26 protein-coding genes and 2 pseudogenes are annotated in these 25163 nt (G+C 61.6%); 11 read left to right on the top strand and 17 right to left on the bottom strand.

Annotated features, from left to right (window positions below):
- The first annotated feature begins 45 nt into the window (after positions 1–45).
- From ABID26_RS19375 to ABID26_RS19395, 5 genes are all read left to right on the top strand, one after another.
- Entirely contained in the window at positions 46–1158 is a 1113-nt protein-coding gene (locus tag ABID26_RS19375) for a c-type cytochrome (RefSeq protein ID WP_354416050.1), read from the top strand.
- A gap of 171 nt (positions 1159–1329) precedes the next feature.
- Complete coding sequence (gene coxB, locus ABID26_RS19380) at positions 1330–2409, top strand: cytochrome c oxidase subunit II (protein ID WP_292340707.1); 1080 nt, start codon at positions 1330–1332, stop codon at positions 2407–2409.
- Positions 2406–4319 (top strand): cytochrome c oxidase subunit I, encoded by a 1914-nt coding sequence (gene ctaD / locus ABID26_RS19385; RefSeq protein ID WP_292374187.1) that lies wholly within the window; start codon positions 2406–2408, stop codon positions 4317–4319. Before coxB ends, ctaD begins: the two co-directional genes overlap by 4 nt.
- Entirely contained in the window at positions 4320–4916 is a 597-nt protein-coding gene (locus ABID26_RS19390; protein ID WP_354416051.1) for a cytochrome c oxidase subunit 3, read from the top strand.
- Complete coding sequence (locus ABID26_RS19395; protein ID WP_292340704.1) at positions 4916–5854, top strand: cytochrome c oxidase assembly protein; 939 nt, start codon at positions 4916–4918, stop codon at positions 5852–5854. The genes ABID26_RS19390 and ABID26_RS19395 overlap by 1 nt, the downstream gene beginning before the upstream one ends.
- A gap of 95 nt (positions 5855–5949) precedes the next feature.
- On the opposite strand, the gene ABID26_RS19400 is transcribed toward ABID26_RS19395, so the two are convergent.
- The 9 genes and pseudogenes from ABID26_RS19400 to ABID26_RS19440 form a co-directional block, all read right to left on the bottom strand.
- Entirely contained in the window at positions 5950–6108 is a 159-nt protein-coding gene (locus ABID26_RS19400) for a DUF3309 domain-containing protein (protein WP_292340703.1), read from the bottom strand.
- A gap of 405 nt (positions 6109–6513) precedes the next feature.
- Positions 6514–7521 (bottom strand): annotated as a pseudogene (locus tag ABID26_RS19405) (UDP-glucuronic acid decarboxylase family protein); the annotation flags it as partial.
- Positions 7522–7544: 23 nt separating this feature from the next.
- A complete protein-coding gene (locus ABID26_RS19410) occupies positions 7545–8654 on the bottom strand; it encodes a CgeB family protein (protein ID WP_292340702.1) in 1110 nt (369 codons plus the stop codon).
- Positions 8651–9745 carry a CgeB family protein gene (locus ABID26_RS19415; protein ID WP_292374191.1) on the bottom strand — a complete coding sequence of 365 codons (1095 nt, stop codon included), beginning with the start codon at positions 9743–9745 and terminating at the stop codon, positions 8651–8653. Before ABID26_RS19415 ends, ABID26_RS19410 begins: the two co-directional genes overlap by 4 nt.
- Positions 9742–10872, bottom strand: a complete 1131-nt coding sequence (locus ABID26_RS19420; protein ID WP_292374193.1) for a CgeB family protein — start codon at positions 10870–10872, stop codon at positions 9742–9744. Before ABID26_RS19420 ends, ABID26_RS19415 begins: the two co-directional genes overlap by 4 nt.
- Before the next feature lie 2 nt (positions 10873–10874).
- Positions 10875–11936: a glycosyltransferase family 4 protein gene (locus tag ABID26_RS19425; RefSeq protein ID WP_292374195.1), complete on the bottom strand. Its 1062-nt coding sequence runs from the start codon at positions 11934–11936 to the stop codon at positions 10875–10877.
- A 23-nt stretch (positions 11937–11959) separates the two neighbouring features.
- Positions 11960–13252 (bottom strand): TIGR04295 family B12-binding domain-containing radical SAM protein, encoded by a 1293-nt coding sequence (locus ABID26_RS19430; protein WP_354416052.1) that lies wholly within the window; start codon positions 13250–13252, stop codon positions 11960–11962.
- A complete protein-coding gene (locus tag ABID26_RS19435) occupies positions 13249–14286 on the bottom strand; it encodes an NAD-dependent epimerase/dehydratase family protein (RefSeq protein WP_292340697.1) in 1038 nt (345 codons plus the stop codon). Before ABID26_RS19435 ends, ABID26_RS19430 begins: the two co-directional genes overlap by 4 nt.
- Positions 14287–14318: 32 nt before the next feature.
- On the bottom strand, positions 14319–15425 hold the full coding sequence (locus ABID26_RS19440) for an NAD-dependent epimerase/dehydratase family protein (RefSeq protein ID WP_292374197.1): 1107 nt from the start codon (positions 15423–15425) through the stop codon (positions 14319–14321).
- A 183-nt stretch (positions 15426–15608) separates the two neighbouring features.
- Between ABID26_RS19440 and ABID26_RS19445 the strand changes: the two genes are divergently transcribed.
- Together ABID26_RS19445 and ABID26_RS19450 are read left to right on the top strand one after the other, a co-directional pair.
- A complete protein-coding gene (locus ABID26_RS19445) occupies positions 15609–15881 on the top strand; it encodes a hypothetical protein (protein WP_292302537.1) in 273 nt (90 codons plus the stop codon).
- A 109-nt stretch (positions 15882–15990) separates the two neighbouring features.
- Entirely contained in the window at positions 15991–16224 is a 234-nt protein-coding gene (locus ABID26_RS19450) for a hypothetical protein (RefSeq protein ID WP_292374199.1), read from the top strand.
- 520 nt (positions 16225–16744) lie between these two features.
- On the opposite strand, the gene ABID26_RS19455 is transcribed toward ABID26_RS19450, so the two are convergent.
- Positions 16745–17065: a hypothetical protein gene (locus ABID26_RS19455; RefSeq protein ID WP_292302539.1), complete on the bottom strand. Its 321-nt coding sequence runs from the start codon at positions 17063–17065 to the stop codon at positions 16745–16747.
- Between the two features lie 12 nt (positions 17066–17077).
- A complete protein-coding gene (locus ABID26_RS19460; protein WP_292374201.1) occupies positions 17078–17356 on the bottom strand; it encodes a hypothetical protein in 279 nt (92 codons plus the stop codon).
- A gap of 979 nt (positions 17357–18335) precedes the next feature.
- Between ABID26_RS19460 and ABID26_RS19465 the strand changes: the two genes are divergently transcribed.
- Entirely contained in the window at positions 18336–18761 is a 426-nt protein-coding gene (locus ABID26_RS19465) for a hypothetical protein (RefSeq protein ID WP_126098720.1), read from the top strand.
- Positions 18762–19218: 457 nt separating this feature from the next.
- The gene (locus tag ABID26_RS19470) at positions 19219–19821 is read left to right on the top strand and encodes a diguanylate cyclase (RefSeq protein ID WP_292374203.1); all 603 of its coding nucleotides are present in this window, start codon (positions 19219–19221) and stop codon (positions 19819–19821) included.
- 68 nt (positions 19822–19889) lie between these two features.
- Here the strand turns inward: ABID26_RS19470 and ABID26_RS19475 are convergent, their stop codons facing one another.
- The 4 genes from ABID26_RS19475 to ABID26_RS19490 form a co-directional block, all read right to left on the bottom strand.
- Complete coding sequence (locus tag ABID26_RS19475; protein WP_354416053.1) at positions 19890–20081, bottom strand: RNA-binding protein; 192 nt, start codon at positions 20079–20081, stop codon at positions 19890–19892.
- The gene (locus tag ABID26_RS19480; protein ID WP_292374206.1) at positions 20065–20265 is read right to left on the bottom strand and encodes a hypothetical protein; all 201 of its coding nucleotides are present in this window, start codon (positions 20263–20265) and stop codon (positions 20065–20067) included. The genes ABID26_RS19475 and ABID26_RS19480 overlap by 17 nt, the downstream gene beginning before the upstream one ends.
- A gap of 381 nt (positions 20266–20646) precedes the next feature.
- Positions 20647–20850, bottom strand: a complete 204-nt coding sequence (locus tag ABID26_RS19485) for a hypothetical protein (protein WP_292374208.1) — start codon at positions 20848–20850, stop codon at positions 20647–20649.
- 243 nt (positions 20851–21093) lie between these two features.
- Complete coding sequence (locus ABID26_RS19490; RefSeq protein ID WP_292340689.1) at positions 21094–22854, bottom strand: thiamine pyrophosphate-dependent enzyme; 1761 nt, start codon at positions 22852–22854, stop codon at positions 21094–21096.
- A 251-nt stretch (positions 22855–23105) separates the two neighbouring features.
- Between ABID26_RS19490 and ABID26_RS19495 the strand changes: the two genes are divergently transcribed.
- Positions 23106–23369, top strand: coding sequence for a hypothetical protein (locus ABID26_RS19495; protein ID WP_292340688.1), 264 nt, complete (start codon positions 23106–23108; stop codon positions 23367–23369).
- A gap of 258 nt (positions 23370–23627) precedes the next feature.
- On the opposite strand, the gene ABID26_RS19500 is transcribed toward ABID26_RS19495, so the two are convergent.
- Together ABID26_RS19500 and ABID26_RS19505 are read right to left on the bottom strand one after the other, a co-directional pair.
- Positions 23628–24191 (bottom strand): hypothetical protein, encoded by a 564-nt coding sequence (locus ABID26_RS19500; RefSeq protein ID WP_292374210.1) that lies wholly within the window; start codon positions 24189–24191, stop codon positions 23628–23630.
- A 21-nt stretch (positions 24192–24212) separates the two neighbouring features.
- On the bottom strand, positions 24213–24941 hold the full coding sequence (locus ABID26_RS19505) for a DUF4142 domain-containing protein (RefSeq protein ID WP_292340765.1): 729 nt from the start codon (positions 24939–24941) through the stop codon (positions 24213–24215).
- A gap of 134 nt (positions 24942–25075) precedes the next feature.
- On the opposite strand from ABID26_RS19505, the pseudogene ABID26_RS19510 reads away from it, so the two are divergent.
- Positions 25076–25159, top strand: a pseudogene (locus tag ABID26_RS19510) (cysteine hydrolase); the annotation flags it as partial.
- Positions 25160–25163 lie beyond the last annotated feature (4 nt).

The raw sequence follows: 25163 nt of genomic DNA on the forward strand, positions 1-25163 counted from the left end.
TCTCGAACCCATCTCTTGCCAGAGCCGTCCAATGCCACTTCCGAGATGGAGGATGACGTCAGCCGGATAAAAGACCAGCCGATAATGGTTCGCCTGAAGCATGTCGTCATCGGCGCGATTGGTTTGCCTGTCGTGATATTGCTTGGAGCCTGGATCGGTTTTTTCAATGTCGGCGCCAGCAGCGGCCATTGGAAGGTGACGGCTTGGTTCCTGCAACTCGCCATGCGCTCGGCCGTGCGAACTTATGCATTGGCCGTAGATGCTCCGAAAGTTCTCGACAGGCGAGGGCTGCCGGCCGCAGCCGGGCATTTTGCGAGGGGCTGCGCGGTCTGCCACGGCGCACCCGGCGAGCTGCGCTCGCCGGCGGTGCTGCGCATGCTTCCGCAACCGCCGGATCTTGCGCTGACGGCCGGAGATTGGACCGACGCTCAACTGTTTCGGATCGTTAAGCATGGCATACGTTTCACGGGCATGCCCGCATGGCCGGCCCGCGACCGCGATGACGAGGTCTGGGCAATGGTTGCCTTCCTGCGCGAACTTCCGAAACTCGATGCGAAAGGATTTCGGCAACTTGCCTTCGGTGCCCGAGAGGCGACCGGCAACGAAGCGCAACCTTCCGCACCGGACACCCTTACAGACTGTACGCGGTGCCACGGAAGTGACGGCGAGGGCAGGGGCGGTCTCGTGCCTGTGCTGGCTGGGCAGAAAGAAGCCTACCTGTTCGCCAGTCTTCAGTCCTTTGCCAAAGGCGATCGCACCAGCGGCTTCATGGCTTTGCCGGTGACGGGCCTTGCTCGCGACGAAATGGCAGCGCTTGCCAGGCATTTTGCGGCGCAGCCGCCGATCCCGGTGGATCGCGATCAAATTCCGGCCGAAGTGGTCCAGAAGGGACAGCAAATCGCGGAAGCCGGAATTCCCGAGCGGAACGTACCCGCCTGTTCCGGCTGTCATATCGGTTCTGACAAGAATCCGGTCTATCCGCGCCTTGACGGTCAGCATGCCGCTTACCTCGAACAGCAACTGAAACTATTCCGGTCTGAGAGCCGAGGCGGCACGCCATTCTGGCGCATCATGGCGACCGCGGCGCAACGCCTTACAGACGAGGATATAAGAGCTTTGTCGGCCTATTTCTCGAAGCGAACTGAAAGTCCGCAATGAGCCGATCTGCATTCGCGGAAGCCTTGCGGGCAGGCGAGAGCGATGCTGCGCGGAAGGGTCAAGATCGGTCCAAGGAACTTTATTACTTCCAGTCAGTTCAAATTGGGGCACAGACAAGCCCCGTAAGCGGGCAGCCGACTGAAGCGTCCTCCTCGTAGTGAACCATGCTGAATGGATTTCTGGCCGGCTAACGAGACGCAGAATTTCGGGGTCGGCGATTACCCCGGACCGTTGTTGCACTTATGGCGCGTAGATGCTGCAAAACAGCAAAACGCCGCCAACCAGGGAGAAGGTGAGCAGCGTTGCGACATAAAACGCGGGTTCGCGAAAAATCCTGGTGTCGCGTCTGAGACTCACGGTTTGGCCTCCTCGGCACCGTATGATCCCAACAACACGAAACAGTATTGGGGAGTTCCGGACGCCGTATTGCCTGTGTGGCCGAAGGCTCGTCAACGAAGCGCGACGGCGCTGGCCAGCCTTCTGGGCGTTGTTGGTGGCTCTGCTCTCCTGTCGGCCTGCACCGGTGTGCAGTCGGCCCTCGATCCTCATGGCAAGCAGGCCGACGCGCTGGCTGTTCTGTTCTGGGCGTTTACGGCAGTGCTCGGTCTTGTCTGGCTCGTTACCATGGCCGGCCTGCTCCTCGCGCTGGCGCGTGGCCGAGACGGTGGCAGCGAGCCTGCGCAAGCCCGCCCAGCCGTCAAACGGCCGATGCTCATCGCCTTTGCCGCGATGCTGGCATCGAGCACCATTATTCTCGCCGGCCTGGCCGTGCTCAGCTTCGGCGCGCAAAGAGCGGTTTCCGCAGGTGGGGCCGGGGGCGTGCTGACGATCTCGGTCATAGGGCATCAGTGGTGGTGGCAGGTCCGCTATGAAGGAGATGACGGTTTCGAGACGGCAAACGAGATTCGCATCCCGGTCGGCAGTCCGGTCGACATCAAGCTGGCCACGGCGGATGTCATCCATTCGTTTTGGATACCGAGTCTCGCCGGCAAGCTCGATCTCATTCCCGGCAAGAGAAATGAACTCCGTATCGAGGCGGACAAGCCCGGCGTATATCGTGGCCAGTGTGCCGAATTCTGCGGTCAGCAGCATGCGCACATGGCGATCTTCGTCGTGGCACTGGAGCCGCGCGAATTTGAAACCTGGCGCGCCGGTCAAGCCTCACCGGCAAAGCCGACGACGTATCCTTCGGCGCAACGCGCCTTGGCGGGAACTGCCCGATTCACCGTCATGTCCGAGAGTCCGCAATGAGCGTTGCATTCGACGAGCATCGCGCGACCCGCGACACCGACCTGGGCGACGAGGAGCTGCGCGCACGATTGAGTAAGACCTGGGGCACAATGCGCGGCCTGGTCGATGCGCTTTCGACGGTCGATCATAAGATTATTGGAATTCGCTATCTCGTGACCGCCTTCGCCTTCCTGCTCGCCGGCGGCGTCATGGCGATCATCATGCGGCTGCAGCTTGCCAGACCAGATAACCATCTTGTCGACGCCGAGCTCTACAATCAGCTTTTCACGATGCATGGCACGACTATGATGTTCCTGTTCGGCGTGCCGGTCGGCGAAGCGTTCGCCGTCTATCTGGTGCCGCTCATGGTCGGCACACGCAACATCGCTTTTCCGCGCCTGAACGCCTTCTCCTACTACGTCTACCTATTTGGCGGCCTGATGCTGTGGGGCGGCTTCGCGCTGAGCATTCGCCCGGATGTCGGCTGGTTTTCCTATGTGCCGCTCGCAAACCTGGACTTCACCCCAGGTAAAGGTCCCGACTATTGGGCGCAGATGATCACGTTTACCGAAGTCGCGGCGCTCGCAGTATCGGTGGAGATCGTCGTCACAGTCCTGAAGCAGCGCGCGCCGGGCATGACGCTTGACCGCATTCCGCTCTTCGTGTGGACCATGCTTGTCCATTCCTTCATCATTATCTTCGCCATGCCGGCGGTCATGCTCGCGTCCTCGATGCTGATCATGGACCGGCTGGTAAGCACCCGGTTTTTCAATGCCGAGGCAGGCGGCGATCCTTTGCTCTGGCAGCACCTTTTCTGGTTCTTCGGCCACCCCGAGGTCTACATCATCTTCCTGCCCGGAACCGCTTTCGTCTCGGCGATCGTTGCGACCTTCTCCAGGCGGCCGGTCTTCGGCTATCTGCCGATGGTGCTATCGCTGATCGCGATCGGGTTCCTATCCTTTGGCCTGTGGGTGCACCACATGTTCGTCACAGGGTTGCCGCAGGTGGGAGCGGCATTTTTCACTGCCTCCAGCATGGCGATCGCCATCCCAAACGGCGTGCAGATATTCTGCTGGATCGCCACACTGTGGGACGGCAAGCCCGTGCTCAAGACGCCGCTGATTTTCGTGCTCGGCTTCTTCTTCATCTTTGTCGCCGGCGGGCTTTCGGGAGTCATGCTGGCGTCGGTTCCTATCGATACGCAGGTGCACGACACCTATTTCGTCGTCGCTCATTTCCATTACGTGCTGATTGGCGGCACCCTTTTTCCGCTCATCGCAGCTGTTTACTACTGGTTCCCGAAGGTGACGGGGCGCCTGATGAGCGAGCGGCTGGGCAAATGGCAGTTCGCTCTCGCCTTTATCGGCTTCAATACCACCTTCTTTCCGATGCACATGCTCGGCCTGCTTGGCATGCCGCGCAGGGTCTACACGTACCCCGCGCAGATGGGCTGGGGCGGGCTCAACCTTCTCGCCAGCACCGGTGCGCTGCTGTTCTTCGCAAGTTTCCTGCTCATGCTTTACAACATGGTCGTCAGCGCCCGCTCAGGTTCTCCCGGCGGCGACAACCCCTGGGGTGCGGACACGCTGGACTGGGCGACCACCTCGCCGCCCCAGCCGCAGAACTTCGACCGCATTGCGTATGTCACAAGCGGCTCGCCGCTATGGAGCCAGGGTGACGACAAGCCTGTGGTGGGCGGCCTCAAGGTCGATGAGCGTGAATTGCTCGTGACAACCGTCACCGAGGCCCTGCCTGATATTCGCGAGGAGTCACCGGCGCCTTCGATCTGGCCCTTTATGGCGGCGTTTGCCACCGCGGTCATCTTCATTGGTTCGATCTACACGCCATGGGCGATTACCTTGGGCTCCCCGGTCGTCGCCGTTGTGCTCGTCGCCTGGTTCTGGCCGAAAACCATGGGGGAAAACGTCTAGATGGCTCGCATCGTCATGGATGTCTCCGGCTTGCCGACCTATGCCTTCGGCTCGTGTGTCACTCCCTGGTGGGGAACCTTCTCGTTTTGTCTGCTTGAGGGAACCGGCTTCGCCCTCGGCATTGGCGGCTATCTCTACCTGGCAGTCACCAACGATCATTGGACGAAGGATGCTGTTCCCCTAAACCTGGTCTGGTCCGCGCTCTTCACGCTCATCCTGGTTGTCAGTGCGCTCCCGAATTTGCTGATAAAGCGGGCAGCGATGCGAGAGAGCCTGCGCTCGGTCCGCCTGCTGCTGCTGGTCATGAGCTTGGTCGGTCTGGTGCTTATCGGGCTGCGCATCATGGAATTTTCAACATTGCCGGTAGGCTGGAGCGACAACGCGTATGGCTCCTTTGTCTGGCTGCTGCTCGGCCTGCACGGCGTCCATGTGTTGACAGATGTTGCCGACACGCTCGTCCTGGCCGTGCTGATGTTCACGCGACACGGGACGGGCAAGCGCTTCAGCGATGCAGAGGACAATGCGTTCTACTGGTATTTTGTCGTGTTCTCCTGGCTGCCGCTGTACGCGGTGCTCTATTGGTTGCCGAGGTTCTGATGCCGTCCTTCATCCGTAAGGCGTTATCGATCGGAGGTCCTGTTTCGGCGTTGTCTGTAGTGCTCGCGCCCACCGTTCAATTCGCGCATGGCTGGGATCAAGAACCTGATGGCTGGTCGCTCTCTGCCGTGACAATCATACCGCTTGGCATTGCGTTGCTCCTCTATGCCGTCGGCGTTGCGCGGCTTTGGCGGCGGGCGGGAATGGGACGGGGCGTGACTTGGTGGCGCCTGGCCTGTTTCGCGACAGGATGGGCACTGCTTGTCGTTGCGCTCATGTCGCCGCTGCATGAATTGGGCGAGCGGCTATTTACGGCGCATATGATCGAGCATGAGGTGCTGATGGTCGTGGCGGCGCCCTCGCTCGTGTTGTCCCGACCGCTGGGCGTCATGCTATGGGCATTTCCATCCGCCGTGCGACGAAGCCTTGCGAGCGCACGATGGTGGCCTCTGCGAAGGGCATGGCGAGGGCTGACCGAGCCGGCTTCAGCGACGATCCTGCACGGCCTCGCCCTGTGGCTATGGCATATGCCGATCCTGTTCGATGCAGCTCTGACAAGCGAGCCGGTCCACTGGCTGCAGCATTTCAGCTTCCTGGCAAGCGCGCTGCTCTTCTGGTGGGCCTTGCTCAATGGCCATAGCCGCCGCAGGGGCTACGGCGCGTCGGTGTTTTATCTGTTCTTCACGTCCATGCATTGCGGACTGCTCGGCGCGGTTCTGGCCATGTCGGGAAGCGACATATTCGCCGCCAACAGCTCGGCGGCGGCGCAATGGGGCCTGACGGCGCTTGAAGACCAGCAACTCGGGGGCTTGATCATGTGGGTGGGCGCCGCTGCATTCTATTTGGCAGCTGCGCTGATCTTGGCAGCGCTTTGGATCGGAAGCGGATCGGCCGAGCAGAAGAAAGCCGGCGGCAGCGCGCGTTTCATTCGAAATTGATTGCGAACTGATTGTTGCTGTCCAACCGGCTTAGCGCGCTCCGCGCACCCAAGAGGCCGTCTTGCCGACTGCAGGTCAGCACAGGCCATCAAGGGTCAAATCCGGCCCATGAGCGCCATGATCACGAAGATGATAACAATCACGCCGAGCAAGCCCGAAGGCCCATAGCCCCAACTCGAGGAATAAGGCCAGGCCGGGATCGCGCCGATCAGCACCAGGATGAGAATGATAATAATGATTGTGCCCACACTCATATCGGTTGCCCTTCATTGACAGGGTGATGCTCGGACCGGCGACTGAGTTGCACGTATATGTTTGTTTTGATCCTCATTTCATCGTGGGCCTCAGGCCTCTAGTCCAGGTTGCGCAGCATGTCAGCTTCCTGCTCGAGGATGGCGGCTACTTCCTCGCGTGGAAGATGTGTCATCATCAGGCTGACGCAACATTCGAGATACGTGATGGAGGCTCGGCGCAGGAAGGCGGCGGTTTCCGCGGCCGCCATCTGTTCTATGTCCTTGGTTGGTCGCTTCGACTGCACGACTGTGTTCTCCGTGCCCGTTATTGTGCCCAACCAGAATCTCGGTCGGATGTTCCGCTTCCGCGAAAAGAACACGGGACGCGTCCGGTTTCTCGGGGCCGCCGGTTTCAAATCCACCTGCGCCGGACCTATCTGTCGCAGACGTTGGCGGCACCGCTAGGGTGTCGTCAAGGCCGGCGAAGTAACCGACCGTCTGCAGCAAACCTTGTCTTAAAGGCACCTTGGGCGACCAGCCAAGAAGTGCCTTCGCACGCGCTATATCGGGGCGTCGCCGGCGAGGATCATCTTGCGGCAAAGGCAGGAATTTTAAGGGCGACCTGGTGCCTGTGAGGTCTCTCACTAGGGCCGCGAGATCGAGGATCGTGAATTCTCCGGGGTTGCCAAGATTGATCGGCTGGCGGGGATTGGGATCGATATCCATGAGGCGCCGCAGCCCTTCCACTAGGTCGGTGACGTAGCAGAAGGATCGCGTCTGTCGGCCATTGCCGAATATCGTCAGCGGCCGTTTCTCGAGTGCCTGCATGACCAGGGTCGAGACGATGCGGCCGTCGGCAGGATCCATCCTCGGACCATAAGTGTTGAAGATGCGGGCGACGCGGATGTCGGCCATCTCGGCTCGCAGATAATCGAAACAAAGCGTCTCCGCGGCGCGCTTGCCTTCGTCGTAGCAGGCGCGGGGGCCGGTGCAGTTCACGTGGCCTAGATAGTCCTCGTGCTGCGGATGCTGTTCCGGATCACCGTAGATTTCGCTCGTTGAAGCTTGCACGAAACGTGCACCGTCGCCGACGGCAAGCTCGAGCAGATTGAGCGTTCCGATCACGCAGGTGCGCGTCGTATGAACCGGATCGGCTTGGTAGCGGGGCGGCGACGCAGCGCATGCCAGGTTGAAAATATGGTCGACCGGCTCACCGAGCTCGAGTGGAGCGCAGATGTCCTGCTCGATCAGCCGAAACCGCGATTGGCCGATAAGCGACGTGATGTTTTCCATACGTCCGGTCAGGAAGTTGTCGACACAGATTACGCGATAACCGTCACCGAACAGAGCCTCGCATAGGTGCGAACCGAGGAAACCGGCACCACCGGCGACGAGCGCCGTCCGTGTCCGTTGGGCCTTTCTTGAACGCCGCATCTGTATGTTCTCCTACCTGCCTGTCATGCTGCACTTTCGATATTCAGATCGAGCACCGGACGCATCTGCCTTGGCTGCCTCAGCACTGACGTGAACTCGCGTGCCCGAGCGGCTCCGGTGTGTCTTGTCAGGACCAGCGAATGAGCCTGCTTGGCCATGCTAAGCCTGGCCCGATCCGACTGCCGCAGAAGGATTCCTGTCACATCATCGGCGCTGCTGGCCGTCCGTATCGCCGAGGCTGGGAAGAAACTGTCGAGGCCAGGCCAGCAATCGCTGATGATCGGCGTCCTGCACGCCGCGGCTTCGAAAAGCCGTACGCTGGGCGACCATCCGGCTGCGATCATCGAGGTGCGCGTTACGTTGAGCGTGTAGCGTTGCCGGCTGTAGAAATCGGCATGCTCGGCCGGCGGCAGATGCTCTATCCGTATGACATTGTTGGGCCAGGCGATATCGCCTGGGTATTGAGAGCCCGCGACGACAAAACGTCGATCCGGGAGTCGCCGTGCGGGCTCAAGCAACAATGCTTCCAGAGTTTGCTGCCGATCGGGGCTGTAGGTGCCGAGATATCCCAGATCCCACTTGATCGTGCTTCCAGTCCAATGGTGCCGCTCGGGATCGACGGAGCAGTAGAGCGGTTCCGCCGAACGCGCGCCGAATTCGGACTTCAGGCGTTCGAGCGTCGCTCCACCCGTGAAGGAGAAATAGACGTCGAAATAGGGAATCTGGCGGCGGGCCAGGTAGTCGCAATCATCTTCGGCAACTCTTGCCAGCGTCACCGGCGTGTCGATGTCATAAAAGCAGAATTGCCCCGTGCACAATGATGCGAGGTCGTCGATGATCGCTCTGCCTTCGGGTACGAAGGAACCGACGACCACGACATCGGCCCGCCGGAGGTCTCTTTGATGGTTACGGCGAAGTTCGTCGACCGTGTCGTAGTAGCGCAACTCGCAGAAATCGGGGTCGCGCAGGTCGCGGTGGTGTGCGTACCAGGGCACGTCGCGTTCGAGGAACGTGATGCGATGGCCGAGCTTGTGCAGCGCCCTCAGCAGCCCCCGGAAAGTCGTCGCATGGCCATTGCCCCAGGAAGAGGACAACGACAGGCCGAGGAAAACGATGTCGAGCGCCTTCGTCATTCTGCGGCCTCCGCGGTCCGGCGCTCAAAATGCGCCTTGAAGATGGCGTCGACCAGTTCGGCCCTCAATGTGTATGTATGTTCGGCAAGAACGCGCCGAAGCGCCGCCGCGCCGATCGCCTTGGCTTGCGGGAGCGTGAGCGTGCGCATGATCTCGACGACGTCGGCGCCGTCCCGTGCGACCAGGATTTCCTCGCCGGGCCTCAGGAACATGTCGATACCGGCCCAGGCGTCGGTGATAAGGCAGGCGCCGGCGCCGGCCGCCTCGAATACCCGAGTCGCCGGCGAGAAGCCGTTGCTGGCCATGCTGTCGCGGCTGATGTTCAGCACCGCCTTCGGCGTGACATTGAAGGCGTTGTGATCGCCCGTGCCGACATGGCCGAGCCAGGAGACATTCGCCGGCAGCGGCTTGTCGCCCCAGCCTGATCCGCCGAGCAGGAATTTCTGGCTCTCCAGCGCACTGGCGGGCTCAAGGAAAAATCCCTCCACGCGCGCCTCGCGGTCTGGCAGGCGATTGCCGAGAAAAGCCAGGTCGCAGGCGAAGCGGGGATCCCCGGCGACGGGGAAATGCGTCTCGGGGTCAAGGGCGTTGTAGACCGGCACGCATTCGGCCGCGCAAAGCGCGCGATAGTCCCATACCACTGGATCGCCGCCGCCATAGGTCAGCACGAGCCCGATCCTTTTGAGTTCCTGGTGGAGAGGATGGTCGGGATCCTTGCGCAGTTCGCTGAGCGTCGCCGGAGCATCCACATCCCAGAACACTGGCAGCGCGTTGGTGCGGGCTTGGTCGAGCACTGCGCGCAACAGGGCATCGTCTTCGAAGCCGACGCCGCTTGCCTTGACGACGATGTCAGCCTCCGCGGCGCGGGACGCGACCTGCATCAGCGCATCCGGCGCCGCCTCATAGACGACGACCTTGCACCAGTCGGGAGCCTCGATGTCGCGGTGCTTCTGCCGGTCGAAGGCGTCTGGTTCATAGAAGACGATGTCGTAACCGCGTCGGGAAAGTGCCTTCAGCAGCCCCCGATAATACGTGGCGGCCCCATTCCAGTATGACGATAACAGGCTGGATCCGTAAAAGGCGATTTTCATGCGGCGGCCTCCCTTGCTGGCGTGGTTTCGAGCGCATGGCGATCGCCGCATGCGACGAGTATCTCGAACAACTCATTGGCGCGGTGCCGGCACGTGTGCCGCGCGAGAATGGTTTCCAATCCCGCCGCCGCGAGCGCCTTCGCAAGCTCGGCGTCGTGCAGCACATCACGCAGGTGCTGCCGCATCTCGGCGCCGCCACGGGCAAACAGAAAGTCCTTGCCGGGGCGGAACAACCCTTCGACATCCGACCACGGCGCCGAGATCAGGGGAATGCCGCAGGCCAATGCCTCGAACATGCGGATCGTGGGAATGCCTGGCAGATGTTCCCGATAAGGCCTGCGCGGGATGTGCACTGTGACGCGATGCTGCGCGAAAGCTTTCGGGACGTCGGCATTAGCGATCCAACCCTCGTAACGCAGCCCGGCCTCGGCGAGCGCCGACAGGGCCTCGGCTGGATAGCGTACGCCGTGAACGGCTCCGGACAGGTCGAGGTCGCGAGCCGGCTCGATCAGGAACTGGTGGATTTCGGCGCTGCGTTCATCATCGCCCCAGTTGCCGACCCACACCAGGTCGGACACGGGATCGATATCGGGGCGAGGCCTGAACAGACGATCGTCTGCTGCCTCATGCCAGGTGAAGGCGCGGGTGCCCCAGCCGGTGCGAAGATAGCTCTCCCGGAGGGCTTCGCCGAAGACGAGCACACCGTCGTAGTGCTGGAGGTCGAGTGTAGAGATCGACTGCGTCGCCGAGACGGCTCGATGATGCGTGTCGTGGAACAGCAGCGTGAAATTGCCACCATCGAGCTTGGCCCGCCCGATGCGCGCCACTAGACCTGGATCGGTCCATTCATGGACGATCACCACATCCGCGTCCGCAATCCACGCCTCGTGATCGAAGGAAGCATCGTAGGTCACCGGAATCAGCTCGGGAAAATCTTTCCTGAAGCGCTCGACGGCGAAGGAGCCTTGCTCGGCCAGAAGGTTCGAACGGCTCCAACCGTCCGTGGGTTCGAGCGCAATCGCGTGGTGGCCGCGTGCGATGAGCTCGCGCATGATGCCGCGCTGGAAATGCGCGTTGCCATGGTTCCAGTCGGATACCACGGAATGGGTGTAGAACACGAAATGCATGGTCAGAGCCTCGCTACGGCCATCGCCGCCCGATCGTAGATTTCGTCCATCGCCGCAGCCTGCGCCCGCAGCGAAAACTTGCGCGCGCGCCGAGCGGCGCGCCGGCCGAGCTGGCGCCGAAAGCCTTCGTCGCGGCAGAGGTGAGCAATGCATCCTGCAAGAGCATGCGGATCGCGCATATCGAAAAACAGAGCCGCGCCGTCCCAGATCTCGCGATAGGTCGCAATGTCGGCGAGCACCAGAGGCGTCCCCGAGAGCGCGGCCTCCAGCGCAGCAAGCCCGAAAGGCTCGTAGATCGATGTCGAAACGAAGATGCCGGCCCTAGTCATCAGCCGACGCACCTCGGCGTGGCTGAGGGGGCCAAGCGGGAAGCAGTGATCGAGACGGGCCCCTTGTCCATCCGCCCCAAGGCAGGAGCCCGCGGCATAGACCGGCCATTCGGTGATCGCGGCCGCGGCATCCAGCACCGCCGCGTTCTTGCCCTCGTCCCACCAGCGGGCGGCGGCAAGCACGAACGGCTCGCGGCGCGACCCCGGCGGGCCGGGCAGGGCGCCGTTGTGGACGACGTTCAGACGCGCGATCGGCCCATAGCAGGTCTCAAGCATCATCGCGTGGCTTCGGCTCGGCGCCACGACCATTCCGGCGCGATCGAATCCTGCCCTGTTGCGATCCTTTTGCCAGGCCCAGTCGCCTGCCGCGACTTGCTCGCGCACCGCATGCAGCCACGTCACCACGCAGGAATGCGAAACCGCCACGACGGGGCAGAGCAGATCGAGGCCGGCCGCCTGCGCCGGTGCATTGAGATGAACCAGATCGACGCCATAGGCCGCTATAAGGGCTTTCAACTCGTCGGGGAATCGGTCGAGATCGCTTTCGTCGCGTGTCATCCAGTCCGGCGGGGTCTCAAGCCATGTAAGCGTTGCGAAGGATTGCGCTTCCTGAGCCTGCTCGCGCGAAGGCTCGGGCCCCAGCCCGGCAAGCACGATGGTATCCCCTCGGGCAGCAAGCTCGCGTGCCAGGTCCAGCGAATAGCGCCAGACCCCGCCGACGGCGTCGGTGGTCATCAGTACGCGCCGTGGGCGATGGATCAATGATTGCAGCATGAGGACTCCAACTCAGCTAGCGCGCGCGGACGCTGGTCCTGGATGTCGCTGAATGTCCGGAACGAGGCGAGGTAGTGCTCGTGCGCACGCTCCCAGGCAAAATCGTCGGGCTCGCCCCACAGCTCTCGGTAACTGGGGGAACTCGGATAGGGGTAGAGCGGCACCGGCTCGTTGGCCCACACGCCGTGGTCGATGAGATGCTTGCGCCAATAATCCACCAGCGCCGGATCGTCCTCGACCACGCCGATCAGATTGGCCTGAACGAAGGGAACGTGGCGGCGGGCGTCGACCAGCAGCGCCGCCAGTTCCTCGGTGCCAAGCCGGCAGCGTTTTGCCAGCATCTCACGGCCTTCGACCGTCAGGCTCTCCAGGCCAGCTTCGATCGAGACGCAGCCGGCCGCGCCCAACAATTCCAGCAACTCCGGCTTCCACAAATCAATGCGTGTCTGGACGCCGAATTGAACGTCGCGGTCGATCAATGCCTGGAGCAGCGCCTTCTGGGGCAGGAAAATCTCGTCGATGAAGTAGATATAGCCGACGCCCTGCGCGATCAGGCCATCGATCTCGGCAACGACGGCGTCGTGGTTCCTGCGCCGGTATGCATCACGAAAATCAATCTTGGCGCAGAAGCTGCAATTGTAGGGACAGCCCCGGGAGGCCTCCACTTCCGCGCCGGTGCCCTTCTGGTCCGCGTCGAAGCGATGATGGTGATGCGCGTGGGCCGCGATCCAGTCGGCCGGCCAACGGAGCGCCGGGTGGTCGACGAAGCGGCTGACACCCACGCCGCCGTTGCAGGCCAGCTCGTCGCCCTCGATACGGCAGGTGTGAGCAACGGTGCTCCAGTCTCTCTGGCCGGCGAGCTCCGCGACCACTTCCTCGCATTCGCCGCGCACAACGACGTCGACGCCAAGCTTGCGCAAGGTGGGGGCCGGCGTCGCCGAGCCATGCGGCCCGACGGCGACGGTGCGGCCTCCGCGGCCGCCGAGATGCTTCAGGAACTCTGCAGGCACCCGCAACTCCGGCGGGGCACAACGCCAGAAGAGGTAGGTCGGCGCGGTCGTCACCACGGTCATGTCGGACCCGAACGACGCCGCGCGCTCGGCAAGCGCTTTATTGTCCAGATCCTGCAGCTGTCCATCCAGCATCAGCACCTCGTGGCGGTTGGCTTCCAGCAGCGCTTTGCAATAGCCAAGCTCCAGCGGCAGATGCGGCTGGCGGCAGCCGAAATAGATGCTGTGTTCATAGGTCCAGTGCGGGTTGACCAGTGCGACTTTCATGCGACGTACCTCGCGGTTTCAGAACGCGGCTGGAGACGGTGCTGCAGCAGCCAGCTGGCGAGATCGCACACACCCTCGCGCCACGACACATGCGCCCGCCAATCGAGAGCGGCCTCTGCTTTGCGGGTGTCGGCGACGAAGAAGGGCTGGTCCCCGGTGCGTTGCGTATCGTGGCGCAGCACGATGTCTCGACCAGTCATCGCGGCGATCTCCGACAGCAGCGCGCGCAGGCTGACGGCATTGCGTGGCCCGCCGCCGAGGTTGAAGGCCTGCCCCTTGAGGTCGTCGATCCTGGCCAGCACGCTGCGATAGGCGGCCACGGCATCGGAGACATGCAGAATGTCGCGCACCTGCTTGCCGTCGCCATAAATCGTGATAGGCCGGTTGCTGAGCGCGCTCAGCAGAAAATGCGCGACCCAGCCCTGGTCTTCGGTACCGAACTGGCGCGGACCGTAGATGCAGCTCATGCGCAGCACTGCCGTCGGCAGGCCGTAGGACTTGGCGTAGTCGAGGACATACTGGTCCGCCGCCCCCTTGGAACAGCCATACGGCGTGCAGAAATCGAGACCGATCGTCTCGTCCACGCCATTGGCACGGATGGTTTCGTCATCGGGTTCGTAACGGTCGTCGGCTTCACGCACCCCGATTTGAGGCAAGCTGCCATAGACCTTGTTGGTACTGGCGAAGATCACCGGCATGCCTGCCCGCCGCGCTGCTTCGAGCACGTTGAACGTGCCTTTGAGGTTGACGTCGAGGTCTTCCGCGGGATCGGCCAGGCTCGTGGTCACGGCGGTCTGGGCGGCCAGATGGAAGATCGCCTTGGCAGGCGCCAACGCGCAAGCCAAGCTGGCTTGGTCGCGTATGTCCACGGTTTCCACGCCGAGATGGCTGCCGTGCTTTTGCGCCAGCCATTCGAGGTTCTGCTCGACGCCGGGACGGCTGAAATTGTCGATGACCAGCACCGGCTCGCCGTCCGACAACAGGCTGTCGGCAAGATTGGATCCGATGAAGCCGCTGCCGCCGACAATCGCCACCGGCGCCTCGCGAAAGTTGCGATGCCGTTGGCTCATGACACCAGTCCTCGCTCTTCAAGCTCTCGCTTCATGTCGGCGCCACGGTCGACGGCGACGCTGTTGCGAACCCAGGCCGCGAATTCACCGAGCGAATTCTCCAGCCGGAGGCCGGGCTCGAAGCCGAGCAACTCGCGCGCCTTGCCGATATCGGCGAAGCAGTTGCGGATATCGCCGGAGCGCGCCTTCCCGAGAATCTCGGGCTGCCGTTTCGGAACGCCCATGGCCTCGGCAAGCAGGCGGGCGACCTCGCTGATCGTGTAAGACCGTCCGCTGCCGACATTGATAGCGTGGCCGGCTGCCTGACGTTGCTCCAACGCCAACCGGAAAGCACGCGCAACGTCTCGTACATGGACAAAGTCGCGCTTTTGCCTGCCGTCTTCGAAGATCATCGGGCGCTTGCCGTTGGCAAGGCGCGAAGCGAAGTTGGCGAGCACGCCGGTGTAGGGATTGGCGAGCGCCTGTCCGGCGCCGAAGACGTTGAACAGGCGCAATGCCACCGCACCCATGTCGTAGGCTTGCCCGAAGATCAGAACAGCCCGCTCCTGCGCATATTTGGTCAGCGCGTAAATCGAGGCCAGGTCAGGTCGCTTCTCCTCGTCGGTCGGGATCGGCAACAGCATTTCGCCGGCAGCCGACAGCAGGTCCCACCGACCAGCCCTGACGTCGACCGGCCTGCGGCGAGCGTCATCGATGCGCTGTCCGCCCGGGGTCTCGTAAAGGCCTTCGCCGTAGATGCTCATCGAGGATGCGACGACAATCCGTTCGACCGGCTTCTTGACGAGGGTCTCGAGCAGGGTTGCGGTGCCGAGATCGTTCGTGCCTACATAGCGGGTGATCTCATACATGGATTGGCCCACGCCGACCTCGGCGGCGAGGTGGATGATGGCGTCGATGTCCGAAACAGCCTGGGCCACTGCCTCGCGATCACGCACATCGCCCTTAATGAGCTCGGCGCCCGCAGGCACGCTGATGGTTTCGCTGCCATGCACCTGGTCCAGGAGTACGTCCAGGATACGCACTTGATAGCCATTTGCGGTAAGCTCCTGGGCGACATGCCGGCCGATGAAACCGCAGCCCCCCGTAACCAGTACACGTTTCACGAGAACTCCTTGCCGATTTGGCGTTGGGCTCCCGAACTGCAGGACAGAAGGTTTGTTCCCTGCTTCAACAAAGTTCGCTCTGCGGTGCCGGAGGCGACGGGTTGGAGGCTGAGCTGCCGCATAACTTGGAACATTGCGCTTTGCGCGTTGTTAGGGCTGCCCGCGGCGAGAAAGGGAAAAGCCATGTCAGAGGCAAAGACGACCACCAACCACGACGAAATACGCAACTGGGTTGAGGAGAGAGACGGCCGCCCCGCCGTGATCCGCACGAAAGGCGAGGGCGGCATCCTGCGAATCGACTTCGGCGAGCCGGAGCAGGCGCTGGAACCGGTAGACTGGGATGAGTTCTTCCGAATCTTCGACGAAAACGACCTCGCCTTTCTTCATCAGGATGAAGCCGGGAGCGGAGAAAAGAGCCGCTTCAACAAATTCGTGGAGCGAGGCCGGAACGCTTGATCTCGCCCGAACCCCGCTGTCTATCGCAGCGCACCGGCCGCTGGCGACTGGTGCGCCACGGAACCATTTTCAGGTCCGGCGGTTCCGGCATCGGCATGGAGTGATCGCCATGGGATTCTTTTCCGACCTGAATAAGAAGCTGATCGAAAATATCTATGCGCACAGCAGTTACCTGACCGATCCGAGTGCCGATCTGCCACGGCGGGTCAAGGAGATCGTCGATCTGCTCATGCCGTTCATCCAGCCGGAGGCGCGCGAGGAGGTGAGGCTGGAAATTCTGGGGATCATCCACGAGCACATGTATGACGAGGTCGAGATTGAAGATTCAGCGGCCGAGAAATGAGTGCTTCGTTCTCGTGAGTCTTGTTCGTATTTGTCTGATCCGGCGCGGTATTGCTGCGCCTTCCTCAACCACTCGGCATCTTTATCCAGCTATGCAGCGTTGGTAGCGGCTGATCCTGGTGATCATCGCACCGAGGCGGCTGCCGACAGCCAGCGGCCGTTCGCAACAAGGCGCAGGCAACGCCTGGAACGGTGACGGGCAGGCCATCGCGTGTACATTCGGGCTATGTTCAGCTGGAAACGAGGCATGGGCGAGACTGCGCCGACCGCCGATCGGCGGCGGAGCCGCCGCGGTAGGTTCGACCGGGCGGGAAAGGCGTTATCCTTTGCCGCCGCGCAAATCCTTATCCCTCGTTTCACGCAGTAGCCGCACGATTGCGTCCACCGGAGATGGATCGACCGTCGGTTGGACATTTCGGCCCCACAGATGATGAAGAAGCCCCTTTAAGCTTAGCATCGAAATCACCTCCTTCGGTTGCAAACTTGGTGAGGAAGGGTGTTGCTTTGCACGACTCCCAAAATTACCCCAACAGCGCGGCAAGGAGGAACGCAACGGCCGCCAGGGCCACGAGCGCGGCGATCACCAGCACCGGCCCTGGCCTGCTCGGCTGAAGGCCGGGCGCGTTGTCGGGCCGCCGCATTGCGTTGGCGAAGCTCGCCTGATTGGTGAATTTTGCTTCGTGCCGCGCCACGGGACGAGAGGAAATTGCCGCATCACCTGCTTCAGCGTCCGTTTCCTGGGGCGCGGCGGCCGGATCGAATCCGGGCGTCTTGTCTTGAGTCATGCCCGCCTGGATTTCGCCTCGGTCCTCGGCAGGTGTTCGCTCGCTAGATGAGGTCATAGGACACCTCCTTCACAACCAAACCTCTGTGCGGCCCTGCTGTTCCAACCGGATATTTTGAAGAGCGCTGCCGCGCGAGCTCATGCCCGGCATCGCGGGTCGCTGTCTTGACTGCGCCCGGAACTTTTCCAGTTGGACGACTTTAATCTTCATCAAGCCAAGTTCACGAGGCGGCGATGCAGGTACTCGAAAACCGAAATGCATGCCGGACTCACAGAGTGCGGCGCGAAAAGGCGGCGGCGGAATGAGGATCGCGGGCTGCATGGCCAAAGAAAGGGCATTCTGATGCATCCCTTCCTATCGTTAGATATGCTGGCGGCACCCAGAGGCGAGGGACTGCACCCCAAGCTTGCCCGCCTGCTCAGATCACGCATCGCTTTGAGCACCCCTGACGTGATTTCACTCCGTCACGCCCGAGATGACGGCCTGGTCCAGGCCGGTCCCAATCCGGTCGGCAATGCCGATGAAGCGCCGCAAAAGGAAGTGCTTCGTTTTCCCGACGGGCAATGCCGCAAAGTCTGGCGTCGGAAGGGGTAACTGAGCGCCGTGCCATTTGCCGGCCCTCCTGTGCCGAGAGCCAGCTCGCTCCCGTCTTGCCTATGGAACCAGCCGGCAGGTGTTTTGTTGGGCTCGCAGGAAACATTCAAATCTAGGGAGGCCCGTATGAGGGCGCCCTTGGCACGATCCTGAGACGAGAATCTGATCGCTTCGGACGTGGTGAATGGACTGATGGCAAGCGGGTTCGACGTAGCCTGCGTGGCCTCTGAGCGAGCAGCCGAAACTGGGTTGGAAGACAGGCCGGATGTCGCCATCATCGACATCCAACTCCTAGACGGGCAGCGTGGTGTCGCCGCCAGCCGTCACGAGTGGGGCTAAGATCCCGCGTCCAAGCTCCTCGTCTTTCACGATGCGCCGTACCTTTCGAAGCCGGCGGCGATCCAGGACCTGGTCAAGCTCGCGAGTCAATCATCGAGAAACGCGCTGCATCGTAGTCGGGCTTGAGATCCGCAATTGGATTGTGCGTAGGCCGTTATCAGTCGGTGCCGCTCGATATCCCGCGATCCACCGCCGATGCCGGTCAGAGCACGAATTCCATCTTCCTCCGGAACATTAAGGACGATTGCCAGTTCGATGTTGTGCAGGCGCCGCTGCTTGGCGTCTGCCGAAGATCGGTGGGCAACCTGATCGGCCCGCGCCCCCTAGTCCCTCGGACGCGGGCCTGCCCGCCCTGCGTCAGGACGAACCGGTCAAGGATGGACGGGAGCCAGTCATGAAACACCAAACGCTCGACCAACTGCAGGCACTCGCGGACGTCAACCCGCTCGTGCCGCTCACGACAAAGACTGAGAAGATAGAAAGGTGGGCAGAATTGCTCGACCGGGATCCGTTGCGCTGTCTCGCTGCGCTCACCGGCACCGAATATCTCTATCCGGGCATGCGGGAAGAAGCGCGCGCAGCAGGATCCCCGCTCACGGTTGCGTTCGAGGACCCGCTACTCAGGGCGTCGGGCTTGCAATCGGATACCTATGGTGAAGCCAGGCGCTTCTTTGAACTCTCCGATTGGGAACTGCACGAAATCGTCTGCAGCTGTCATGCCGGCGCAACCATGCAGGCCAGTTGGGCTGCTCAACGTGTCCGCAAGATCCTCACCGGCAATCGTATTTTTGCCTGGCTGAGAAGTCGTTTTGTGCGCTGACTGAAACCCATGATGCCGATAGGCAGCTGTTGCGACAGCCGCAGGCGATGTTTTCAACGTCAATGCAGCAAACTTGGTCCCGCATGAACGGGCAATCTTGTTCATGATGCCGCTCAGCCAATCGGCGGTTGTTTGTTTGGCCGGCTTCGTCTCGATTTCCTCGATGGCCCTTTTACAGCGTGCGTTCGACCAGCTCCGTTGCACCTATTTTCGAAAGGGGGACTGCTGCTGCAAGGCCTTGTCACTTGGTTGGCCGTGGGCAGGCTCTCAGAGGGCGTGCCAACGAATACGTGGTCAGGGAGAAGTCGCTCCAGTGCAGTTGCCGTGCGCATCGCGGTTGCACCGTTCGGAACCATTTGCCTGGCGCGCAGTTCGACCCGACGGGTCGGCACGGGTGGGAGCTCGCGTGAGTACCTCATGGAGCAGCACGACTAGGTCAAGGCTGGAGCGTCGATAAATGCTGAACGATCCGATGGTGCTGATACTGATGTATTTCGTTTTGCCGGTCTGGCTGATCGCCGGATTTGCCGACTGGCTCTGTCATCGCGCGACCCATATCGAATCCACGACTGGAGCAAAGGAATCGCTGATCCATCTGCTGATGTTCGCCGAAGTCGGCATTCCGCTGCTCGCGGCAATGTTCATGGAGATCAATTCCCTGGTGATCGCCGTGATGATGATCGTGTTTGTCGTCCATGAAGCGACCGCGATATGGGACGTACGCTATGCGACCACCGCGCGTACCGTGAGCCCGATCGAACAGCATGTGCACAGTTTCCTGGAAATGATCCCGCTGATGGGGCTTGTCAGCGTGATCTCGTTGCATTGGGGCCAGTTCCTGGCGCTGTTCGGAGTTGGGCCTGAGGAGGCTCGCTTCGACCTCATCTGGAAACAGCAACAGCTGCCGGTGGCCTACATCGTGACGGTTATGGCCGTGATCTTGCTGTTCGAACTGCTGCCCTATCTGGAGGAGTTCTTCAGAGGCTTGCGGGCCAACTCCGGCCGGCTGATTCCTCCCAAGGCCCGGCGAAACAAGGCTGGTGAGACGGCAATGCGCTGAGGAGGCCGCCGGGTCACGTTGAGGCCACTCAGCCGCTCTGTTGGGAATTTCCGGAAAACAACCCCGAATTATGCGCGCCGCTCCGGTGACATATTGGCGGCGCGCTTCTTTCCGCCCCTCGATCCAAGCTCTTTCGCGGCGGCGTTCTTGCGGTCGTCCTGCACGTCTTCGGTTTCCTCGCCGGTGGCAATGCGCATGACCTTAACGGCGTTGTCGATCACGTCGGCTGGTCGCTTCTGGCCTTTAGGTGCGGTCGGCATCGGCACGTTTCTCCTGTGCGCTCTTACAGAGATTATCGAATTTGTTGCGAATCCGATCGTTATCAAGCAGTAGCTTGGCGCGCGGGAAACCTTTGCTACGAAGCTCCCGTTCGATGGCTTGCCACCCTTCAAAGTCGCCCGATGCGGCAAGTTTCCCAGCCTCGCGCCACATGCGCACGTCCATGGCCGTTTCCTCCTGATCCTCCGTTTATTCGCGCCCAATTGGGTAGTTGGATTTGTTCCATCAGACTTGATCGGGCGGCCGCATGATTGCCCGCGTCGGAACGCTCTCCCCATGGTGTTGCTATCCCTCAGATCAATCGGAGGGATTATGGGCAAAGAAGAGAGAACCGCCGCGAGACCGGCGCCAGAAAGTACCCGGCCAACCCCGATTCGGATCCGTCAGATCGGTTTTCGCAGGCTGCGGCCGACAACGAAAAACCTCGCGGCCGATTTGGGCTCACCCGCATCGATCGCCGAGCGGTCGAAGGATGCAAAGGCGCCAGAAGTTAGCCGCTTCGCCGGTGCCCGTGTAAAGAAGTCGTAGTGTCATTCGCCCCTGGAATTACTTGTTGGTCCGCACCTTCTGCCGCGGATTGATCCCCCCAGCATCAGTGGTGTCGTTCTCGATATCGCCTTCGATCGTGCTGTCGCCCTGTTCAAGTTCGTCGCCTTCCTTGACGGTGCCCTTGGACGTTCCAATGCCAGGGTTGGTGCCCATATCGGCGTCGCTTGGCTTTTTCGATTTTCGATGTCGGTTTCCGGTCATGGCCAATCCTCGCTATATACTGCACGAACCGGGAGACGCGCCGAAGGTTCCGGATCGGGCTTAATGCCGGATACATCCGCTCTGTGTTGCCTAGATACCGAAGGGGTGATTTCCCGGATGCTGCCCGCGCCGAAACGCCCTTTGTCCGAGCGGCGTTACGGCGGTCGTTTCATCAAAGCAGACCAAGGTATCGGTTCGCCGCGGCTGGTCAGGAAGGTGGAAGCGCAAGCGCTTGCGGCAGCGTCATCCTTCGGCTTCCATCATCGTCTTTGCCGGCTCCCGCGCGACGTTTTGCTCGATCAGTTCATGCCCCGGAGTCTGCGGGAGCGCCTTTCGGAAATTCTTGGCGTAATCGGGCGGCATCTTGGGCGGCATCATTGGTTCGTAGGCATCGACGAGCGCCTGAACGACGACCGGCCCTTCGGCGGCGAAGGCTTGGTCGAGAACGCGCTCGACCTCGTCGGCTCGCTCGATGCTGAAGCCTTTGCCGCCCATCGCCTCGGCGGCCTTGGCAAAATCGATCGGCTGCAATTCGCAGCCGAATTGCGGATTGCCAAGGAACATCATCTGCTCCCAGGCGATCTGGTTCAGCATGTTGTTCTTGATGACAAGCAGCTTCAATGGAATGCCGTAGCGCACGGCTGTGGAGAACTCGCCGAGCTGCATGGCAAACCCGCCGTCACCCACAATTGCAGCGATCGGCCGGCCGGGAAACGCAATGCCTGCGGCGATCGCATAGCTCAGCCCGCAGGCCATGGAGGCGAGCGCGCCAGAGACGCCGAAGGCCTGCCCGTCGCGAAGGTCGACATGGCGTGCGGCAAGTTCCGTATTCTGACCGGAATCCGCAGCCAATATCGAATTGTCGGCCAGCCGTTCGCCGAATGCGCGGGCGATCAGTTGCGGTTTGAGCGGATGGCCTTCGCTGTCCTCCGACTGCCGCATCATCTCTCGCCATCGGTGCATGGCGGACCGCGCCGCGGCGAGGAACATGCCGTCAGCCTTCGGCTTGAGCCTCCGGTTAAGCGCATGAAGCGTTTCCGCTGCATCGCCAACCAGGCCGGCCTCGACCGGGAACCGCAAACCGATGCGCTGCGCGTCACAATCAATCTGAACGCCGCGCGCCTGCCCCGGCTTCGGATAATATTCGATGTAGGGAAAGGTCGAGCCGACAATGAGAACGGCGTCGCAAGTTTCCATCGCCTGCTGCGACGCCAAGGTCCCCAAGATGCCGATGCCGCCCGTGGTGTAGGGATGGTCGTCCGGGAGCACGGCCTTGCCGAGCAGCGCCTTGATGATCGGCGCCTGAAGCAGTCCAGCGGTTTCCTCGAGCTCGGCCGCGGCACCGATCGCGCCGCGCCCCGCCAGGATCGCCACGCGCTTAGCGGCGTTCAGGATAGCTGCCGCCTTTTCCAATTCCTCGTTATCGGCGACGCAATGAGGAACGAACATGTTTTGTGGCATATGCGCGGGACGGTTGCGCTTTGAACGCTTGGCGGCATCGGAGGGCTGCTCCTGGATGTCGCTGGCGACCGAAAGATGGGCGACGCCCTTGCGGGCGAGCGCGGTTCGGCAGGCAAGGCTTGCCACGTTCTCCATATGCGCAGCGTCCGAGACCTGCACGTTGTAGACGGCGACGTCGTTGAAGACACGCGTCAGATCGACGTCCTGCTGGGTGAATGTCTCGATGAGATCGTGGAATTGCATCCCGGTAATTGCAAGCACGGGAGCCTGATCGAGCTTGGCGTCATAGAGCCCGGTCAGAAGGTGGGCGCCGCCTGGGCCGGACGTGGCAAGACATACGCCGAGCCTTCCGGTCCACTTGGCATAGGCGCAGGCCATGAAGGCGGCGGACTCCTCATGACGCACCTGGACAAAAGAGATTTCGTGCTGCCTTTTCCGCAGCGCCTCCATGATGCCATTGATCCCGTCGCCGGGCATGCCGAATACGACCTCGACGTTCCAGGCAATCAAAGTGTCGACGAGAATTTCCGCTGCATTTGGCATAGGTGAGGCTCCGCTGAATGGCTTCCGAACCAACAGGGCGGCGGTTGGTTCCATTTGGCCGGATAGTCACAAGGCTGGGGAACAATCCCCTCCGCATCGGGTTGGATCGCTTCGAGCTAACAAAGCCCGAGAGAATAGGCGTCCCGGATCTTACCAAGGGCGAATTTTGTGGGAACGAGCGAGCCGGACGGCTCGAATCCGCAGATGAGGAAAGCAGCAGGAATAGAGGTTCAGAGCCGGAAAGGTTCACAATGAGCGAGCCGCTGAAAACCACAAATCACGAGGTGATCCGTGCGTGGATAGAAGCCCGCGAAGGCAGGCCTGCGATCGCGCGAAATGCAGGGAAGGGCGCGGTGCTACGTGTGGACTTCGGCGAGCACGAAAACGATTTGGAGCCCGTCGAATGGGAAGAGTTCTTCACCATATTCGACGACAACGAGCTTGCGTTCTGGCACCAGGACATAACCTCTGAGGGTTTGCCCAGCCGGTTCAACAAATTCGTCGAGCGCGGGTGAGCCGCCAGACGGATCAGGCGAACGCAACTCGCTCGCTTATGCTTATTGATTGCCCGGCATTTTGTTGCTGTCTTGCGGATTCTTTTTTAGCCGGCCGCCGAAGACGTATCCTGGGGTGCGTTGCCGCCCTGGTTCTGCTCGGGAGTCCGCTTCAGCGGCGCCGTTGGCCAGCCACTCTGGACGTAGACGAAATGCCCAGTAGCACGCCAACAGCACAATTACCGTCAGCGGCAACGGCACTCGTCTCACGCCAACTCCTTATTTGCTGTGCTGGCGGTAATTTGCGGCCGCAGGATCGAATCCGGTCCAGCCACCTGCCTCGTATTCGTTCCGCCGCTCGGCGACGTCCACGGATCTGGAGTCGCGAAGGATCGCCTGGACTTGCGGAGCGAGATCATCCTCGACGCGAGCGGTGACCAGCGTGCCGCCCCGGCGGACGCCTTCGGCATAGACATGCGCATCACTTTCCGACACATCGGCACCATCCGTCAGGCTGCCAATGATGCCGCCCGCCGCGCCACCCACGACCGCGCCGGCAACTGCGCCCGCGGCCGTCGCCGCCAGCCAACCGGCCGCCACGACCGGGCCGACACCAGGTATCGCCATGGCGCCGAGCCCGGTCGCCAAGCCTCCCACGCCGCCCACGACCGCCCCGATCCCGGCGCCGCTGGCTGCATCCTCGGCCGCCGGGGAGGAATGCCGACCATCGGCATTATTGGCGATGATGCTGAGGTCCGATGTCGGCACACCCATGGACTCCAGTTCGCCTACGGCGTCGGCGGCATCGTCATAGTCGTCGAATAGCGCGGTGATCGTTTGCATCTTGAATGTCTCCTTTGGTGATTATTGTTGGCCGGCAAAGACATTTCCCTGGTAATCGAGCGCGACGGAGATTGGCTTGCCGTCTTTCTTCGCCTGGCCGCGCCAGACGCCCTTGTCATCCTTGGCGAGCGGCGAGATGTCGATATAGCCAGCGTCCTGGATTCGGTTTTTTGCCTGTGCTTCGGTGAAGCTGTTGGCGCCCGGAACCGGGGCAGGTGGCTTGGGTGTCGATGCCGACTTGACTGCCGGCATGCCTGCGTTGGCCGCGGCGATCTTCTCGATCATGTCCTGATGCATCTTCAGTGTCGGCAGGGTTTGCGCCGCGAATGCCTTCAGACTGGGGTTGTCGCCGTCGTTGGCGTAGGATTGGAAGAGGTTCACCGCATCGGCATGCGCACTGCGCTGTATGTCGACATAAGGCTGGTCAAACCCTTTCGTCGTGTTCTGCAGCTTTTCCAGGTCGCTCTTATGCGCAGCATCGGGTTGAGCCGGCACCTGCAGCTTCTGCTCGGTGGCGATCTTTTTCAGCTTCTCGTTCGCCGCGCCGTGATCGGCAATCATTCTCTCGGCGAAATTCTTGACCTGTTGGTCCTTGGCTCTGTCCTGGGCGAGCTTGCTGGATTCCACCTCGAACATTCCGCCGATGGCGGCCTTGTCGACAAAGGTCTGCGCGGCGTCGGCGGCGACTGCCGGGAAGGCAAACGACGCCATGGCGAAGGCCAGCGGTGCAAAAAGCGTGCGCGCGTTCATGTTCAACTCCTTTGCTCGATGGAGCCGAACAACGGTCCTACGGGCTTTGTTCCAGTCGCAGCAGTCCAATTTTTCAGCGCCCAGGACCGTTGCCAGCACGCAGACATCCGTCTCGCCGCCTGTGACCACCAGCGGCCCTGATGACCGTCTATCATCAGCGGTTCGCGCAACAGGTCGAGACCGTCGAGATGGAACCCGTCCTCTCCGCTTGGACCTGATTGC

This window comes from Mesorhizobium shonense (assembly GCF_040545255.1).
Taxonomy (GTDB): domain Bacteria; phylum Pseudomonadota; class Alphaproteobacteria; order Rhizobiales; family Rhizobiaceae; genus Mesorhizobium; species Mesorhizobium shonense.